The 19681-nt window shown below is 37.6% G+C and carries 14 protein-coding genes; all 14 read left to right on the top strand.

Features of this window, described 5'->3' with window-relative positions; all coding sequences use genetic code 11:
• The first annotated feature begins 219 nt into the window (after positions 1–219).
• The 14 genes from MLD56_RS18380 to MLD56_RS18315 all read left to right on the top strand — a co-directional run bounded on the left by MLD56_RS18380 (position 220) and on the right by MLD56_RS18315 (position 19255).
• The gene (locus tag MLD56_RS18380) at positions 220–1491 is read left to right on the top strand and encodes a hypothetical protein (protein WP_029515598.1); all 1272 of its coding nucleotides are present in this window, start codon (positions 220–222) and stop codon (positions 1489–1491) included.
• The gene (locus MLD56_RS18375; protein WP_241113403.1) at positions 1454–2674 is read left to right on the top strand and encodes an SIR2 family protein; all 1221 of its coding nucleotides are present in this window, start codon (positions 1454–1456) and stop codon (positions 2672–2674) included. The genes MLD56_RS18380 and MLD56_RS18375 overlap by 38 nt, the downstream gene beginning before the upstream one ends.
• Positions 2675–3430: 756 nt before the next feature.
• Complete coding sequence (locus MLD56_RS18370) at positions 3431–6829, top strand: RNA dependent RNA polymerase (protein WP_241113402.1); 3399 nt, start codon at positions 3431–3433, stop codon at positions 6827–6829.
• A 104-nt stretch (positions 6830–6933) separates the two neighbouring features.
• Positions 6934–8079 carry a ParB/RepB/Spo0J family partition protein gene (locus tag MLD56_RS18365; RefSeq protein WP_241113401.1) on the top strand — a complete coding sequence of 382 codons (1146 nt, stop codon included), beginning with the start codon at positions 6934–6936 and terminating at the stop codon, positions 8077–8079.
• A 111-nt stretch (positions 8080–8190) separates the two neighbouring features.
• Complete coding sequence (locus MLD56_RS18360) at positions 8191–8361, top strand: hypothetical protein (RefSeq protein WP_241113400.1); 171 nt, start codon at positions 8191–8193, stop codon at positions 8359–8361.
• Between the two features lie 35 nt (positions 8362–8396).
• Positions 8397–9986 carry a DEAD/DEAH box helicase family protein gene (locus tag MLD56_RS18355; RefSeq protein ID WP_241113399.1) on the top strand — a complete coding sequence of 530 codons (1590 nt, stop codon included), beginning with the start codon at positions 8397–8399 and terminating at the stop codon, positions 9984–9986.
• 738 nt (positions 9987–10724) lie between these two features.
• Positions 10725–11990, top strand: a complete 1266-nt coding sequence (locus tag MLD56_RS18350) for a DNA modification methylase (RefSeq protein WP_241113398.1) — start codon at positions 10725–10727, stop codon at positions 11988–11990.
• Between the two features lie 221 nt (positions 11991–12211).
• A complete protein-coding gene (locus MLD56_RS18345) occupies positions 12212–12871 on the top strand; it encodes a hypothetical protein (RefSeq protein WP_241113397.1) in 660 nt (219 codons plus the stop codon).
• A 57-nt stretch (positions 12872–12928) separates the two neighbouring features.
• Positions 12929–13672, top strand: coding sequence for a transposase (locus MLD56_RS18340; RefSeq protein ID WP_241113396.1), 744 nt, complete (start codon positions 12929–12931; stop codon positions 13670–13672).
• A 158-nt stretch (positions 13673–13830) separates the two neighbouring features.
• Positions 13831–14676, top strand: a complete 846-nt coding sequence (locus MLD56_RS18335; RefSeq protein ID WP_241113395.1) for a tyrosine-type recombinase/integrase — start codon at positions 13831–13833, stop codon at positions 14674–14676.
• A 175-nt stretch (positions 14677–14851) separates the two neighbouring features.
• Positions 14852–16402: a phage terminase large subunit gene (gene terL, locus MLD56_RS18330; protein WP_241113394.1), complete on the top strand. Its 1551-nt coding sequence runs from the start codon at positions 14852–14854 to the stop codon at positions 16400–16402.
• 146 nt (positions 16403–16548) lie between these two features.
• The gene (locus MLD56_RS18325; protein WP_241113393.1) at positions 16549–17397 is read left to right on the top strand and encodes a copper amine oxidase N-terminal domain-containing protein; all 849 of its coding nucleotides are present in this window, start codon (positions 16549–16551) and stop codon (positions 17395–17397) included.
• A gap of 128 nt (positions 17398–17525) precedes the next feature.
• Positions 17526–17813, top strand: coding sequence for a hypothetical protein (locus MLD56_RS18320; protein WP_241113392.1), 288 nt, complete (start codon positions 17526–17528; stop codon positions 17811–17813).
• Between the two features lie 134 nt (positions 17814–17947).
• Complete coding sequence (locus tag MLD56_RS18315) at positions 17948–19255, top strand: phage portal protein (RefSeq protein WP_346780036.1); 1308 nt, start codon at positions 17948–17950, stop codon at positions 19253–19255.
• Positions 19256–19681: the final 426 nt, after the last annotated feature.

Genomic DNA, 19681 nt, shown 5'->3' with positions numbered 1-19681 from the left:
AAGTATAAGTCCTTATCTAATGTTTCCAGCAAGCGTCGCACTCCATACTAAAATTTTCAATTAAAAGTGAAGAGTAATGAACCATTGTACTATCAGTTTTGATGGTCTAACAAATAGCCTATCCGTTAATACACTAAAATTTCTGAGCCTAGGTTGTTATCTTAATGTGATGGTAGGGCTAAAAAATATTGAATTTTAAAATTGAACGGAGGAAGCGTTTTGACGACAATAGGGACATATGTATTCAATGGAAACAAGTTGTTAACGTATAGTCATTTCGAAATATTAAGAAATGCTCTAACGGAAAAAGGTATAAATTTATGTTCTACTTCAATTAAGCAGATATTCGAAGACACCATGGAGCAATATCCGACAAGAAAACGGGAAGTAGATAGTCTTTTTTTTGATCATGTATTTTATGGACAACTAAAAAATATTTATTATCACAAAATGAATAATACACCGCCAACAAAAGGATCGTTTATCCAAAATGTAACAAGAATCATAAATACAGCAAATATAAAAGAATCCATACCTCTACAATACCATGATAAGTTCGTGGCTACAGGATTTTATGCATTAGATATACTCAATATAGAGAACAAAGGAAATGTTTTCTTATTAGGATACGATTATTCCGAAAATAATAGTAATATTGAATTAGCAAGATTTTTAATAGCACAGGTAGTAATTAAGAATGGTGAGCCTGTTTACTATTTAGCTGCGCTTGAAATTAACTATAAGGAAAAATTTTATTTGCTGATGTTCAGAAATTTAATTGGGATTGATGCTGTGCCAATAAGTGGATTGCTTGAAGAAGAAAAATGGAATAAAACAATGAACGGCTATATTAAAAAAATTAATAATTTAATTATCAGTCCATTAAACATTAGTGAGAGTTTTCAATTAAGGAAAGACCGAGCTGGGATGTACAGAATGTGTAAAAACTTGGATGATGGCTTATTACAGGAGTATCGAGAATACATCTCTGATAAGATCAGCACTGATGTTGAAGCTTCAATAAATGGTTGGTTTGAAAAACTATTTATGGAAACCGAAGAAGGGCCGAGCGCTCTGCAAAAAGATTCACTCAAGGATAAGATTAGTTCACAAATATTAGCGTTGTATTTAAAAAATAAGCCGGACATTAAATTAGTTGAAAAAGCAAGAGAACTAAGGCAAGTAGGTTACACAACAAAAATCGAGTTTAAAGCGAACCAAGCAGGGAGGGGAGCAACGAAATCAAAAAACGGAAGCAAACCCATAGTTGCAGAGGATATGTTCCATAGTTTATACATTGATTTTAGAGGTGCATTGGAATTACCCAAATGGTCTTTAGCGTGGTTCACAGATGAAGAAGATGATTATATGCAGACCACTATTTATATAACAAAAGGTTACTTTAAAATTATATTCTTACCGACAAGACATTTGAATAAGGAGTCAATTTATCATGTTATTAGATACATTGGTGGATACAGAAATTACTAAATTTATTGAAACACGAGACATTAAACATATAAAAAATATTGAAAGATATACAGATATAATTAAAGAACAGACGATAACGGAAAGATTTCTTCGGAGTCTTGGTTTTACTTTGGATGAAACAGCATTTTTTCTAAGTCAATTAAAAGTTGACGATATTGTTGAAGAGAAAATTCATTTAACTTGTATTGCTTATGAAGAAGATTCGACTATCACTTTAACTACATCAATCTGTCCTGTATGCAATCAAACCATTCGTGAAGATGATCATGAATTAGAGCCCATTTATGAAATTCAAATAAAAGCAGAGGATTATGCAACATTTAAGCAGGGCATCAGCGATAAGTTACTAAACATTTTTCTGAATCGAGAATATTCAAACAATTATAAAACTATGGTTGATAATATTCCGAAAATTGTACCACTTGTTGGGGCTGGATTTTCAGTACCTCTAGGTGCCCCGTCGTGGGAAAAACTATTTTTGAAATTTAAAGATTCTATTTCAGAAGATTTTCATAGTACGTATGAAGTTGTGGTAAAATCGGGAGATTATTTTAAAGGAATACCTCTTCTTTATACACTTTCCAAAAGCGTAAAGACTGATGAGCAACTAAAAGTAAAAGCAGCTCAAATTATCGAAGGCGATATTGATTACAATATCTCTAGTGAAGCACACAATTATAGTGACTTACTGAAAGTTAAATTCCCTTATTATTTGACAACGAATTACGATAATGCTTTAAATGTCTTTAACAGCAAATTCTCAGTACCTCTTGAACTCGAGGATATAGATGACGTCCAGAATTTTGTTTTTGTTAACAAATTTAGGGTTATTCATTTGCATGGGATTTTAGATAAGCCCAATTCCCTTGTGTTAACAAAGGAGGATTATGATAAAAAGTATACTAATGATGGTTTCTCAAAAAAAGTCTTAGCATTAATGGTTCATAAATCCTTATTATTCCTCGGTTTCTCTTTTTCTGACGTATATTTTGAAAATTTGTATAATTACGTACAAAAAAACGTGGGCGGGACGCATTTTATAATAACGACAAATGCTGCAAGAGCAGACGAATTAATTAAATTCAATATTATTCCTATTGTGCTGAAAATAAACAACGACACGGAGATCATTTTGGCACTAAGATACTTATTAAAAAATCTTGAGATGAAAAATCATGTTTAGTCAGGATCAGAACGACATGGAAATATTAAAAGATGAGGAATTTCTGTATGCTTCTCTAAAACGGAAACATGTCAAAGTTCTAAGAAATTCTATGAGTATTGAAGTAACTGTCGAGGTTGGGTTTGTGTGTTCTTTTACAGAAAACTATATAAAAATAAATGATAGTTACTTTCTCAGAAATGAAAATAAATTTGTAATTAAATCTATTTAAAAATAAAGTAAAGTTCTGAACTTAAGATTTCAAGTGATACACTTAATTAAGAAATCAAAGAAAGCCAATGGGATTATTGCAATTTACAGAGTAGAGGTATCATTTTTTATATCTATTCATACTTTTTTATTTTTAAATGTCTCTGGATGCTCGACTTAAAAATATAAAGCAAAAAGCCTTAACCAGCAAAGCATTCCTTCACAGTAATAATTATTATGCAATCTCCTATCTCTTAGCTGGCAGTGATGAGGTCAAGAGGTTCTCCCTCTTCCCTTAAGTTAGATTAATAAAATGACAGAGGCACTGTTTTATTTATATAAAATCAACTATATATTTTAAATAAGTTTCAAGATCTAGCAACCGAAGCTGGGTCTTTTCGTTATGCCCTTCATATAAAAAATATTAGAGTTCAACTCTTGTAATCCGAACATATATCCGATACAATAAATACGAACGTTAGTTCTTGTTTGTGGTAGATACATGCTCCACCAAGAATGAAACGTTCACAACCTTATCACTCAAACCAACAAACAGGAGGCCCAAATTTGTCCAGTAATCCATCACGAAATCAATACCAAATCAAACTGTTCCATTTTAACGAGATCACCCATGTAGGCAACCAACTTTGTGCGCCACAATATCGAACTCGTCTCATCACCGTATCGAATAGCATCTATCTCGATCAACTCAAGCGAGTCGTAGCAGAACACGATCCTTTCATTGATGTTACTGAAGTCATCTTTATGCTCAAAGCTGATCAAATTGATGAAGATGATCCATCCCAACTTGCTTTATTTGAACGAACGTTACGAGAGGGCATCTACTATAATGGAAGGAAATATGTTCGTTCGATTAAGTCACCTGCAATGGGACGTACACAGAGGACAGAATTTATCCAAGAAAAATATGTTGCTGATCTGTATAAACACATTACACTCGGTAAAATGCCACCGCTCACCAATATCCATAAGTGGGAAGCAGCACTAGGTGTGAGTCGTTCTGCAGCACAACCAGTCCCGTATATTCCACGTATCATTGTTATTCCAGATTATGAAAAGGATACGATCATTGAAGATGTGTGGAAGGTGGAAAAGTGTGCTGAAGATTCGGAACAACAGAAGTTAATATTCGAGGAAAAGACGAGGCAACGTGAATATTTCAAAGCGAAGAAAGAATTGAATCCAACCAAGGAACAATTACATAAGTTAGAACGTATACCGAACAAAATAATCCCGTGGAATGGTCGTACAAAGTCTGTTCCTGATCAATTAGAGTATAAAACATTCAATGGATGGAATAAAAAGAATCGTCGTGTGAAACTAGAAGCAATTCCTTTTCCTGCTCGTTCGGTTATGTATAATGACGAACTATACCCTTGCTATTCCATCGAGCAAACAGAAGAAATCCCAGTTATAGCGATCAATGAAGAGTCCATTGGATTTAAGCGAGTGGAGTACCTACAGTATGAAAATAAGAATGTCCAATTTTTTGATGGTCAAGGTTTAATGAGCTTCCAGTTTGCAGAGCGTATTGGACAACATCTGAACCTATCCTATTCACCTAATGCAGTTCAGGGAAGACTTCCATATATCAAAGGTAACTTTATCCGATTCGATTTGATGAAATGGTTTAAGGAAAACAACGTAACACAAATAATAGATGTTTTTGGTGAATCACAACCGATCATCGACAAACAGGGTCGTCCTATTGATCTCATCCTCACCAAATCCTGCTTCAAAGCATGGCATCAATACAGTGAGGGAGAAGCTAAGCCTAAATGTTTGTTTGAAAATATAACGGAATATGAAGAATTACTGAGAGTACATAATCATAATCACTTCTGGGTCGCCAATTATGCGAAGCCAGCATACCAGATGAACGCCTACACACCACTGACATATCAATATATTCATGCGCTGAATCTCACGCTGAACGATTTATTTCAATTAGCTACGCCTCTAATGGATGTCATCAAACGTGTACTACATGGGCAAAAGAATGACACCCATGAAAAGTGGCTTCGAGATATTGCGTACACGAAAGCGTTCCTACATATGCTAGTCCAAGAAGACGATGAACCCAAAGATGTAGATGAAGAACCCGACGAACAGGAAAATGAAATAGAACGGGGCCAGAAGAAACAATTTATCAATGAAATCATTCAAGCCATCGATTTGAATGAACTTATGCTGTATGACGGAAACGTCCGCAAATTCATCGTGAAGCAAGTCATGCTGAAAGTACAGGATATGTTGAAGGGTCGCATTCCGATTCGTGGCAGTTACTTTTATTTGACCAACGATCCGATTGCATTTATGGAGCATGCCAGCGGAAAACCAGTAACAGGTGTGCTGAAAAAGAACCAGGCTTTTATGAATCGGAAACAGGGAATGCATGCGCTATTTCGCTCACCGCTAACGATATTTAATGAAGTTGGTAAGCTAGATTTTGTACAAGTACATAACCGATATATGCGTCATCTGGACAATGTGATTGTTCTGAACTGTTGTGATTTAACACTTGCAAGGCTCGGACTAGGAGATGTGGATGGAGATACAGCTCTCTGTACCAACGATCCCACCATACTCAATGCAGTGATTGATGCTCCTACGATCATTAATGAAGATGATAAAAAGGTGGCTGCCCCGGTAGCGAATCACATGGACAGTATCGTCAAGATGGAGCTAAAAAGTCTACATAACCTGACGGGTAGATGTACGAATGTGAATACGTATTTTCAGAATCTGGCTTTGGAGGAGGGGAACCTTCAAGCACGGGTTTTGGAAAACTCTGTCCTCAAATTCCTCCAAGGCCAAATTATTGATGCGACCAAAAATGGACTGGAAGTAGAGATTCCATATGTGCTGGATCGTCTGGCTATCCAGATGCCATATTTCTTTCGTTTTGTTAATGGTGGCAAGGCGGATGATTATCAGTACTCGAAGAAATCACCGTTTAATCAGTTTTGCGTTAAGGCGGAGAAGTACATAGATGACACGTTCAAAATGAAAGATGGTAAATTGGATCAGTCCATTTTCAGCATCGAGAGTACGAGACAACTGCTACAGGATATGAGGAAGGTTAGCCAGCCGAAGTTTCTGAGCTATTTAGACCGCATTGAACCGCTGTATACAGAATATAACGAGCAGAAAAATAAAATTAATCATCGACGTATGCAATTTAACGAATTGAAAAAATGGGAACGGGATAATGATACCCGGAAAGCAATTAGCGCAGAATACGCCAAGTTAAGAGAGGAATACAAAACTCAGTGTGAAGAGATCTGTCCTTATCCTTCGGTACTTGCCAGTGCTGCTGTCGAGATCGCATATCAAACCTACAGAACGTACTCCTTTGCATGGCTGTTTGTAGATGGACTGCTGGAAAATCTAAAGCAGCATGAAAATGTAATGAAGAGGGAAGTACGAAAGGTGAACCGACTCACCAATCGTAATGTAGGAGGCAAGGAGCTTACCGTTCAAGCTGGCATTGCTACAATAGATGATTTGGAGTTTCCATTCCATGTGCCGGATGGTGTATATTCATTATTTGAAATTATGGGGCAGTATTTTATTGGGTACGAAGCTGAACGGGAAACCGTAGTACAAACCAGTAATACGCCTTCTTTGCTCGACGGGAAAAGTACAAGACGAACATTGAGAAATTATCCGCTTGGCTTCAGCACATTGAAAAGGTCTCAGGAAGAATCGCAGTTGATAGCTGACGATGTATTGGGCAAGAAACTACAGATTCAGGTGGTCGAGTACCGATATGTCCATATTGTGGATGAGCAGGGGGAATTAAAGTGTATAATTCCAAGAGATCAGGTCATTCGCCGAGATGAGGGGTTATCCTTACTGGATTTTGATGGTACAGCAATTGAATTTTTATCTATCGAGAAAGTCACGAAATCGAGCTTTAAGGCGATAGTCCATATCGACTAACTTGAATCATTTGTCTGTCATGATAGGCGCCTGTTAACACTGGCGCTTGGGTGACAGCTAGAACGTTATATATAAGAATCCAAACATAAGGGAGATATCATCATTTGAACATCACATTAAAATTAAGCCAGATCGTGACCAACCCGAATCAGCCACGTAAGCATTTTAACGAGGAGTCTTTGCAGGAGCTGGCAGCATCCATTGTAAGCGATGGTTTACAAGAAGCCATACTGGTCAGACCACAGGGAGATCAATATGAGATTGTTCAAGGGGAGCGTAGATATCGAGCAAGTCAAATGGCTGGACTGGATATGATTGCAGTGAAAGTAAAGGAATTGAGCAATGAAGAAGCTTTTCATTTATCTGTCATTGAAAATATTCAACGGGAGCAAATGACTCCTATTGAAGAAGCTCATGCATTTTATGAGTATGTACAAAGAGGATACACGCACGACCAAATTGCCAAAAAAGTGAGTAAAAACAGAGCCTTCGTTACAAGTCGTTTAAGATTATTGAAACTATTACCTTTTATTCACGATTGGATTGCAGAGGGATATATTTCGGACGGTCATGCCAAGCAACTACTGAAAATGGAATCGTTTTTGAACAGATTGCTAAAAAACAAACCGACCTTAAAATTCATTCATGAAGACGGTTCACAGAAAGAAGAAAGTCATTTTGAAAACTATCAATTGAAATTTCATAGTGCATTTTGGGAGAAACATGACATAAAAAAAGAAAAGCTAACCGTGAACGAAGTCAAAAATTGGGTAGATGATTGGCATTACGATTTAATCATCTCACCAATTTTGAATTATAAGGTACTTGGCTCTGTGGTTGTTTCTAAAAATAGAGGATTCGCTTTAACCGCTCAAATGAATTGTATTATCAATCATCTTCATATCTCCAACATAACAGAAGAAGATATTGATTTTGCAGTTGTTTATGATTTGGAAAAAAATAAAGATCACTTTGATTCCGAATTCAGACCGTGGATGGTTGAAAAATTTTGGGATGAGATGCGAAATGAACTCTTTCACTCTGATACCAACATCGAAGAAAAATGGAATTTACATAGCTTTCAAGATGAATTGAAAAGATGTAAAAATTATAGCGATGCTTTAGAGGAGAAGTCATTGGAAACGTTAACGGAAGAAATCAAATTTTATAAGCAACAATTAGATCATATTGCCAAAGAGAATCATGTTTCAATTGATGAACTAATGGATGATTTGCTTACTGTGGAGTAAATGGTGTCACGTGACACATTCTTAGGTCATGCTATGCGCCTGTTAACACGGGCGCTTAGGTGACACCTGCTATATATGGGTGCAATTTCACAATGACAGGAGTGAATCTGAATGAGCTACTTTTATTGTTATGATATCCATTTGTTTAATTATCTGACGAGTAAGGGGTTCTCGTTTATAACGAAGGCACGACACTATAAGACGAATGTTTTATTTTCCATATATCTGAAAACGCCAGAACTATCTGTAGCCATTGATGAATGGGAAGCAACGAATCATTAAAATGTAGATGTTAGAAATCATGTGAGGAGCGTTTTATGAGAATTGATGATTATAAGCCCAAACAAAATGTAACAGAGAAAATAAATGGGGAGGAGGCTGAATGGAAAAATGGAGATATCATTTTAATCAGTAGTGGCACAGCATCGGGCAAATCCTTCTTTATTCGAAATAAGCTGGAACAATTAGCGGATCAGCAAAATGTAAACATACTTTTATTGGTCAATCGAAAGAATCTGTATGATCAGAATAAGGAAGCTGTCGAGGATTCCTCAAGAATCAAAGTTGAATTATATCAAACGATTGAGAACCAGCTAAACAATGATGAGGAATACGATTTTTCTCCGTATACATATATCGTGTGTGATGAGTCGCATTACTTTACTACAGATAGCGGATTCAATGATAATTCTGATGATTCCCTTCAAGCTATACTCAGTTTACAGTCTCAAATCAGGATTTTTATGTCCGCAACTGGGCATGTACTATTTTCTTACATAAAGGATCAATACAGACGCAGACTCAAACGAACCGAAAATAAGATATGGTCTTACTCGATTCCAAGGAAATTTAATCAAATTGCATCATTATCCTTCTATACAGACTTTTATTTTGTAGAAAAACTAATCGAGTACAAATTCAACAAAGCCGACGATAAAATTATATATTTTGCAGATAGCATTCAAAAGGCTTATGAGCTTCATCTTAAATATGACGATTCATTATTCGTATGCAGTAAAAGCAGCAGCAAAAACAGAAAGTATCTCAAACATGTAGATGATGATCAAGTGGAATCCATGGTCAAGCAAAATAGGTTTGACTGTAAGTATCTATTCACCACGACAGTGCTTGATAATGGTTTTGATTTGAAAGATGAGCAAATTAAATTAATTGTGTGCGATATATTTGATGTGGATACGATGCTACAGTGTATTGGGCGAAAGAGATTCAAGAATGACCAGGATAAGGTTCATGTGGTGTTGCTGAATAGAAACAATAGGAAATTGAATAATTATTTGAATTCAGTCCAGAAAAAACTGGATGAAGCAGATGCTTTTATTCATGGTGGAGTTGAAGAATGGAAAAAGCTGGTGGGTAAATTTTCGAGGAAATCCAATTACATCATTAAAGACAACGCAATAAGTGATGGCAAATATATATCAAAGAAGACAGTGTCTAGAGTTAAATATCTTCAAGCTGTAGCTACGAGAGATCGGATCAAAGCAATGCTGGATCAGAACAGAGAAACCAATAATTTCAGGGAAGAAACTGGAGGGAGAAAGGAAAGCGATGCCTATATGATGTACATTTCGAACTTATTACATAAAAATAAAATCACGTTGATTGAGAAACTATTTGAGAAAGAAGAATTATGTAGCTATTTAGAAACAATAGTAGGTAAAAGAATATATAAAGACGGTCAAAAACAAGTCATTGAAAAATTTGATATCAAGGATTATCGAGGTAGATTACAAAAGGATATTAGCCAATTACAGTCCTACCTCCAATCGAATCATTTAAAATATGCGATTGGTAGTTTTCCAGATAACCGAAAAAAGTTAGAAGATGGAAGCAACAATCCCCATAAAGGGAAGCGATATTGGTTAGTTAGCAAATTTAACGAATAGTCGGTTGTAACAAAAAAATCAAATTTTTCTTATTTTCGATACTGTCAAAAAGGTAGTACATATAAGGATTTTTTTAATCTTGGACCGCAAATTGTGGAGTAATGCTATATATAACATATATCCATGATTTGCTGTCCAGATGATAAAAAAGTCAATAGAATCAACCATTTTATGAATTAAGGAAACTTAGAAATTTGTGAAAAAGTGAACTAAATAAGCCGCAAAGGGGTTGGGTGTGGGAGGGGAAACAGCGGCAGCAAATATTTCTCCGAAGTGCAGCTCAAGCGAAACGAAGGAAAATATTTGGAGAGTTTCCCCTATCCCACAAATAGATTATATATACATTCAGCAGAATTCATACACATAATCAAGTCATATTATTAACTGGCTAGAATATCGTTTTAAAATTTTTGATTTACATATAGAAATTAATCTTGCTGAATGTAGGCTGATATTTTCAAAATTTTAAACCACATGAGTGGAGGCTTGAGCTTTCAAGTTTAAAATGTGTCACGTGACACAATGAGCAAATTTACAATTACAAATTAGATTACATGGGAACTCTGGCTATGAGCTAGGGTTCCTTTTTCATTTAGAGAGGAGCAACAAGAATGCTATTAATGTTACAAGCAATAATTATAGAAATATTACGATTTATTACTGTAGTTGGTGTGGTTTACACCTGGATGTGGATTGCAGCCTTTTTAAAAATGAAGGTAGAAAGGGGGATGAAATGGATTGCAAATCAAATTCGTAAACGTAGAAACGTTAATTCCGTACATAAAAAACGCCAGAAATAATGAGAAAGCTGTAGATTATGTAGCAACAAGTATTCAAAGTTATGGTTTTAAAAATCCCATTCTGATTGACAGTAATCATGAAATCATAGCAGGTCATACTCGTTTGTTAGCAGCCAAGAAGCTTGGACTAAAGGAAGTCCCAACAATACTGGTGGATGATTTAACTCCTGAACAGGTCAAAGCCTTCAGAATCGCTGATAACAAAACGGCTGAGTATGCAGATTGGAATTTTGAATTGTTAGCACAGGAACTAGAAGAATTAAAACTGGCTGATTATGATCTCTCTCTAACTGGATTTGATATGAGCGAGTGTGAGAAGTTGCTGGATACATTACACGAAGAATCCGTGGATGATGAGGTTGATTTTAATGTGGAAGAAGCGTTGCCTGAGCATCCCATAACTCGTAGAGGTGATATCTGGCTCCTTGGGAAGCATAGGCTCATGTGCGGAGACTCGACTAATTCGCAGGATATCGCAACATTGATGGATGGTAAGAAGACTCGGCTCATTGTAACTGATCCACCCTACAACGTGGACTATACGGGCAAGACGAAGGACGCGTTGAAAATTGAGAACGATAAGATGGATGACGACAAGTTTTATAATTTCCTATTGGCTGCCTATACTCAAATGTTTGACGTTGCTGATGACGGAGCAAGTATTTATGTGTTCCACGCTGATAGTGAAGGCTTGAACTTTAGGAAGTCATTTATTGAAGCTGGATTCAAACTGTCTCAATGTTGTATATGGGCAAAGCAAGCAATGGTAATGGGACATGCCGATTATCATTGGATGCACGAACCTATATTGTACGGTTGGAAGCCGACAAGTGGACACTATTGGAATAGTGATCGTAAGCAAACGACATTATGGAAATTTGATCGTCCTTTCCGCAATGAGTATCATCCCACGATGAAGCCGATTCCCTTAATTAGCTATCCGATTAAAAATTCGAGCAAGCTTGGCGATGTCGTATTTGATCCATTTGGTGGTTCAGGTTCAACATTGATTGCTTGTGAGGAAACGGATCGGCTTTGCCATACGAGTGAGCTTGATCCCAAATATGTAGATGTGATTGTGAAGCGATATATTGCCTATGTTGGCAGCGATAGCAATGTATATTTGATTCGGGAAGGTAAGCAGTATAGTTACCATGAAGTTGTTGCTGAGTTGGCAAGGTCAGAGATATCATGTGCTGACTAAACCTAAAGGGTGATTGAGGATATCGAGTTGTTTTACGAGGCTGAGTTGGAAGGGTAAGCTGGAATAGAATGGGGAATGGCTGATCGTTGGCTGTTCCCTTTTTTTGATGATGGCGATATAGTTACTACTTATAGGGAAAAGAAGGAATTACATTCAAATTTGTTGAATTAAATCTTATAAGATAAATCAACATGTTCAACAGCATGAGAAGGGGAAGCTAGATGATCTGGAATATAAGAAATCTTGTCACATTTGTATTTGTCATTGTCATGTGGATGATTGTGGATCGTTTACACATCAATAATGCGTTAGCTTTTATAATCATTTTCATCCTGATGTTTTTGATACTATATGTTCCTATTCTTTTTACTGTATTATGGGATTCTAATTTGAAGAGAATAGAGAAGTTTTTAATGTCGCGTAAGAATAAACCAGAATACCATCTATTTTATGCTCTAGCCCATGAAATCGATGAAGAAGTAGAAGACTCAATCCGACTATTGCTCCAAAAGTATAAGGGAATTCACAAACAAGCGTTATATAAAACCGTTTTTGCTTTCTATAAAAAAGAAATTCTGACGGTTAAAGAAGAAATCGAATTGATCAAACCACTGGCATATAAAAATTACTATCGAGCTATCGTATGTATGGAAGAAGGAAATAATGCGGAGGCTCACAAAATCATTCACGACATTCCAACGCCTTGGATGAAAAATGCGATTCTTTCCGAATTGGAGTTGAAATCAAATCATTATGCAGCAGCATTAAAACTGGGACAACAAGCCTTGCATCAATCCAAAGGTTTACAAAAGTATGTACTGTTCAAAACGTATCAACGGAAATTCCCTGAGATGCAATCTGTAAATGGAACACAACTTTAAAAACAAAGGTCTATGCACATTCGCATAGGCTTTTTTCGTGCTGGAGGTGAGCAGAAGATGAGCAAAAATAGTGACAAGCCCAAAAGAAATAAACCGAAGATACTAACCAAGTACGATCAATTTGTTGTGCCAAGACTCAGGGATATTCCCATTTGGGTACGTGAAGGAGCCACAGATAAAGAGATTGCCAAACGATTGAACATTCATATTTGGACATTAGGCGACTACCGTAGAAAACATCCCAAATTTGCTGAAGCATTGGAACGTCCAACCAAGTGGGAAACCCATGTATATCCTAGACTAGCGGAGATTCAGCAATGGTTTGAAGAAGGCGTGAATGCAGAGGACATCATCAAGAAACTCGACATTGGTAAAACGACTTGGTACGAGTATATAGATAAACATCCGATGCTAGCTGAACTAGTCAAATGGAGCAGATCTGTCCCCATATCCCACGTGGAAAATTCACTTTTGAAAGCTGCTACAGGGTATGAATATGAAGAAATTAAAACGATTATTGAAGAGGACAAAAATGGAAAAAAGAAGACACGTATCGAGAAAGTGAAACGATATCAGCCTCCCAATCCGACAGCGATGATCTTCTACTTAAAGAACCGTGCACCTAACGAGTGGAATGATCGACGTGAGCTAGTGGTCAATACGAAGGCACTGGAACAGGAGCGAAAGCAGCTATTCCTGGATATGATCGAAGCCGATGTAGTGGATGCCGATTATGAGGCTATCGAGGAATCGATAGAGATTGAGAAAGGATATGTGGAGCCAGATGATTCGCAGTCATAACGTTATGCCGTCAGTATTTATATAGATAAACGCCAGTTTCAGCCCGAAATTTGCCCCAAAAGTAGCCAGAATCAATGCATAAGATAAGTTATGTAATCAGTGGACTATCCCTCGCATCAACGCTATGATGTGACACACGAGCGAAAGGCGGGGGAGAAATGAAGTATATTCAAGGGTTTGAAGCACATTTACGGAGCAAGGATCGGAGTAAAAATACGGTTTCCTGCTATATAAGGGACGTGTTGCAGTTCATAACCTGGTATCAAAGGAAAACGGAATATGGACTGGATCAGTGGATTGAACTGGATGGCGTAGAATACAAGAAATATCTGCAAAGCACCAACCAAGCTATACTCACCATCAATCGTAAAATCGCCAGCGTCAACGTATTTGCGCAGTGGATGCACCAGCAAGGCTATATAAAGGAAGAAATACATATCGAAGCGGTCAGGAATAAGGTTGTTCGGCAGTATAAGGGGCTTGAGGAAAAGGATTTGTGGAAGCTGCGGAATGAAATTCACCGTATGGGTAATCGAATGCATATCTGCATGATTGAATTGTTGCTGGGAACGGGAATAAGAGTAAGCGAATTGGTTGGTATCCAATTGAAGGATATTGAAATAAGTGAACGCAAAGGATTGTTGAAGGTATTCGGTAAAGGAAACTCCTTCCGCACCATTCCATTAAATAAGGATGTGCGAAAAGCCATTACTCGGTATCTTGAAGTCAGACCACAGGTTGATTCAGAATATCTATGCATCGGGCAGCGTGGAGCATTGGAACGAAATGCGGTCAACCTGATCCTGAACAAATATGGAGATCGGGTCAACGTAAAGGTTGCACCCCATATGCTCAGACATACGCTTGGCTATAAGTTGGTTAAAACGACTCCATTGACGACCATCCAACAAATCCTTGGACATGATCACGTAGCAACAACCAATATTTATACCCTAACAACACAGCAGGATATGGCTGAAGCCTTGGCAAATATCGAGTGGTAAGCAGCCACTCTTTTTGTCGTGGATGGAGGGGGTCTTCTATTTGTAGAAACAGAGCCGCCAGCAAAGGGTGCAGAAATTTTTGTGATGATTTTATAGTGAACATGAGAAAGGAGCTATACCGATTGAAACGATAAATCAAGAAGAGCAACGCCAAGCTGAGTTGCTGAAGCAGTATATGGATAAGCATTTTAAGCCGCCCAAAATGAAACAATTGATCGAAACGTTCTCTTTCTCTGAACTACGTAAGCTTATTGGTGAGATGGACATTGAATTTTTCGCCTTAGCCTATTTCCCTAAATATTTTGATCGAGCATTTGGCAAGTTTCATCGTGAGTTATTCGCGGAATTAAAACATATGCTTGCAAATACAGGACTGATTACGGCTTTCGGACTCCCAAGGGAGCATGGAAAGTCAACGATCAGTTCTTTTTTATTTCCGCTATATGCGACTTTATATGATAAATCTCAGTTTACGCTGATTATATCTGCCACAGAGCAAATTGCTCTTCCGTTCCTCGATATGATCAAAGATGAGCTGGAAACCAATCAGATGCTGATTGAGGATTTCGGTATTCGAAAAGGAAGCCGCTGGAACAACAATGAGATTTGGCTCAAAAGTAAAGGTGGATTGGATTCTTGCATTATGATTCGTGGGATTGACGGTAGCCTGAGAGGTATTCACTATAAGCATCATCGTCCTACGCTGGTATTGATGGATGATTTGCTCAAGGAAGATACAGCACGATCCGAAGCCAAACGAGAACAAATTAAAAATACGTTTACGGATGTTATTCTCCCTATTGGCACAAGGGATACGAATATTCTGATCTGTGGAACCATTTTAAACGAAGAAGATATCATGGCTGATCTGCTCAAAGGGAAGATAGCAGGTGTGAGAAGTGTTCGTAAAGCAGCCGTGCTTCAATTTTCAGAGCGTGATGATCTATGGTCTGAGTGGGAGCGACAATATAATAACTTGCAGGACGAGGATAGGATGAATACGGCCTTGTCTTTTTTTATGACGAATGAGAAGGAAATGCTAGAGGGTACGGAAATCCTATGGAGTGAGTATTTGGACTATTATTATCTGATGTGTAAGAAGCAAGCCATGGGTGAAAAGTCATTTTATAAAGAATTACAAAATGATCCGCGTTCAACAGACGAATACATATTTCAGAATCTCATGTATTGGGACAGACTACCTGAGTTTGAGGAGATGGAAATCGCGATGTACATTGATCCAGCCATTAAAGCAGGGAAGAAAAACGACTATTCGGCTATTTCAATTATTGGACAGCATCGCAAGACCAAGCAAATGTATGTAGTGGATGGAGATATTTACAAACTGCTGCCGGATGATTTGTTCCAAGTCGCTATTGAGAAGTTGAAGCTTTACCCTGTAGATAAGCTGGGATTTGAAGTCAATCAGGCACAAAGCTATATGAAGCAAAAATTTGAAGAAGAGTTATGGAAGGCGAAGATACATACACCCGTAGAAAGTGTTCATTCCAGAGGGCAGAAGCATGAACGTATTATTAGCTTGGAGCCGGAAGTGAAGAAGGGTCATATTCTGTTCAATGCAGATAACCTCAGATATAACCATCAAGTGAAGGACTACAATCGAAATTGTACATATGATGACGCGCCAGATAGTTTATACGGGGCTGTTCAATTGATTCAGTCGGTCAAGAGTTTAAAGTTTTATGATCGCAGTTTGTTGTTTTGAGGGTTCTGCTAGATGCTCATTTTTTATTTTGATCCAATCTCGTTAAGCTAATGGGCAGGGAAGTGCAACAAATTTTATCCAGCTGCGTCTTAATATGGGGGAAAGTTACTGTGCAACGAATTTAACCAAAAAAGGAGCTATCATTTATGAAAAAAGCATTCTTTGGGGTTTTTCTTGCAATCTTTTTATTTATTTTATCGTCAACTACGTATGCAGCAGAAAATCAAATCAAAGTTGACGGTGTTGCTATTGCATCCGATGTGAAGCCTGAAATGAAGAACAAACGTACAATGGTACCTTTACGTGTTATTAGTGAAAATTTGGGGGCTAGCGTCGAATGGTCCAATTCCGGGGTTATTCTCGCTAAAAGCGATATGAAAGTTATATTAACACTGAACAGTAGTACAGCGGAGAAGAATGGTGAAAAGATGCTGCTTGATGTTAAACCATACATGAAGAATAATCGTATATTTGTTCCACTTCGTTTTATTGCAGAGACGTTTGGATGCCATGTCAATTACAACAACTTTGTAGTGACTGTTGATACTGAACCATTGTTTATAGATGGTGTACAAGTAAAAGCATTGCAACATGAATACCATATGACTATGGGCGGCGTAGTTCAGCGAATTAATGGAAATGCATATAACAAAACGATCTATAATATTTTGGTGAAAAACAAAGGTAAAAAGATCGAAGCACCTGCAAACTACTCTTGGAGAGGTACTATTGACACACTTGGGTCCTATTATAAAAATGCGCAATATGATTTTCTAGACCCAAAAGGGAACAGCTTAGCTCGTTTTGATGTTTATTCTTTAATTCGTTCTTTTCCATCTGAATCTTTAACAGGATATCCAGAGATTTTGATTCATGACGTATCTAAAGATGAGTGGTACTTGTTTAGCGATACCGCAAATCGATCCATTGAAGAGTTAATTTATACCGCTAAAAAGAACGGTTTTCTGAAGGTTATAAGTAATACAGTTGTATAAAGTGATTTTTTCTTATTACACTAATTGGAACGATAGTTGACGAGCTTGTAATAGTATATCGATGCCAATAGATGCTTGTTATAATCCCCGTTTGCTTAATCACGGGTATGTAAGGAGGTTAATATTCTATGAACGGCTGGAATGAGGAGAAGGCTCTGGAACAGAGTGATATTCATCAATTGAGTGGTGAGATCTATCAGATCCTACACGAGAGAATTGACAAGCTAGGTGTAGCATATGGCATCGTTAGCGAATTTAGTTATAACCCTGAGGAACCACCGTTCTGGACTATTACTATCGAGGACTATGAAACCGTGCTTACCTCGGCCATCTTGTTCCAATATATGAAACAGCATAGAAATTTGAAGGATGCGTTAACTCATTTTATGCGCGATCACTTCCCATACTTTACTTAAGAAGAGTATCAACGGTGAAAGGAAATTCAACAAACGGGGACGCGTTAATTCAACAAGGAACTACCTTAGTAAAGGTGGTTCCTTTCTTTATTTAAGCAACAATTACATAGTCCATTTTGAAAGGAAGTATATATCTGCAAATTACGGAACAAATCATTATAGAATCTCTAAACGAACTCCAATCGACTGCATTAGCCAAACAGAAATACTCAGACTACTACAATGGTCAGCATGCTATTCTAAAGAACTATACGATGCAAGAAAGTCGCAGTAACCAAAAGCTTATTTTCAATTTCCCTCGTAAGTTCGTGGATAATGAAGTGGGCTATCTGCTTGGAAAGCCAGTAAACTATGTGTCCAAGTCGGATCAGGATGAAGCCATACATAATATAGATGTACATATGAGTCGTTGGGACAAAGAGCATAATTTACAGCTTCGGAAACAATCCGAAATCTTTGGCGAGAGCTTTGAATTGAACTATATCGATTCGGATGGTCAGTTCTCAGCCACAGTATTATCTCCTTTGAATGCGTTTGTGTTAGAGGACGGAACAGCAGAACGAAATGTATTGCTTGGTCTACATAAATTTACGAGAAGGTTTGATAAGCAAGTATATTTGGACGTATATACCGACCATGAAACTCTACATTATACAATCGGCAGCGATGACAAACCCAATCAAATGAGGCAAAACCACTCACCTGAGTTGAAATATATCGGCAAACATAATCACATCTTTGGAAGAGTCCCGCTTATCTCCTGTCCAGCTAATACGGAGAGAAAAAGTGGCTTCCATGATGTGATTTCTTTATTTGATGCCTATAATGCGCTGAATTCAGACTTGGTCAATGAAATTGCAGATCATCGCAACGCCTATCTCGTGATAGAGAATGCCAAGCTGGAAGCTGAGGACTTATTGAATATGAAGAAGATGGGCATTATTCAGGTTCCGGCTGGAGGAAAGGTAAGCTGGCTTACGAAGGAGATTAATGATTCCTTTGTGAAAAACGAGTTGGATAACATTGAACGCAAAATCTTCGACATGATGGATCAGGTCAACTTTAATGAAAACTGGGCCAGCAATACCTCCTCTTTAGCGCTGAGAAATAAGCTGCTGAATCTGGAGAATCGAGTGGCAATGCGTGAAGCCTTAATGGAGAGGGCGATCAAGCAGCGTTTACGGAATTTCTTCACGTTTCTGCACATTAAAGAAGGCACTCAATATGATTACAGGGATATTGCAGTGAAGTTTACTCGTAACTTACCGACAGACTTGGTTGGGATGGCTGATGTGATCGTTAAATTGCAGCAAGTCGTATCTCAGGAAACGTTGCTCACATTGCTTCCGTTTGTTGAGAATCCAAAGCTGGAATTCAATAAATTTCATGCAGAACAACAACGATTAGCAAATTCGGCTGTGGAGGTATCAAATGCAGAATAAAAGTAAGATCAAGCGGCTTATGAAAAATAATTGTGCTTGTTATCTCGGGGCGAAGCATGGTATCTCCAATTATTGCTGTTTACAGGATGGTCTATGTACATTCTTTAGTCAAAATGATGACCTGCCCCGTTGTACCTATTTTGAACAAGGAGTGTTGCCAACAGATGAGAAGCTGGAACGAGAATATAAGTCTGAGCGGAATGTAGAATCTGAATTTAAAACAGCGCAACCGAGGGTGAACTGTACACGTTGCGGAGAAACATTTTCGGCAAATTCGAATCGACAGAAATATTGTGAGAAGTGCAGAGGTAAGGCGAGAAAAGAAAGTATTAGGATACGTGTTCGGAAATTCAGACAAAAAGACGGCTTGATGTAACGCTTTAGAGGTGGGAAAAGTCATATAAACTAAGGGTTAAAAATAGGTAA

It is taken from the genome of Paenibacillus peoriae (assembly GCF_022531965.1).
Lineage (GTDB): Bacteria > Bacillota > Bacilli > Paenibacillales > Paenibacillaceae > Paenibacillus > Paenibacillus polymyxa_D.
Note: the sequence above shows the minus strand (reverse complement) of the source record. Positions and strands in the feature narration are given on the sequence as shown.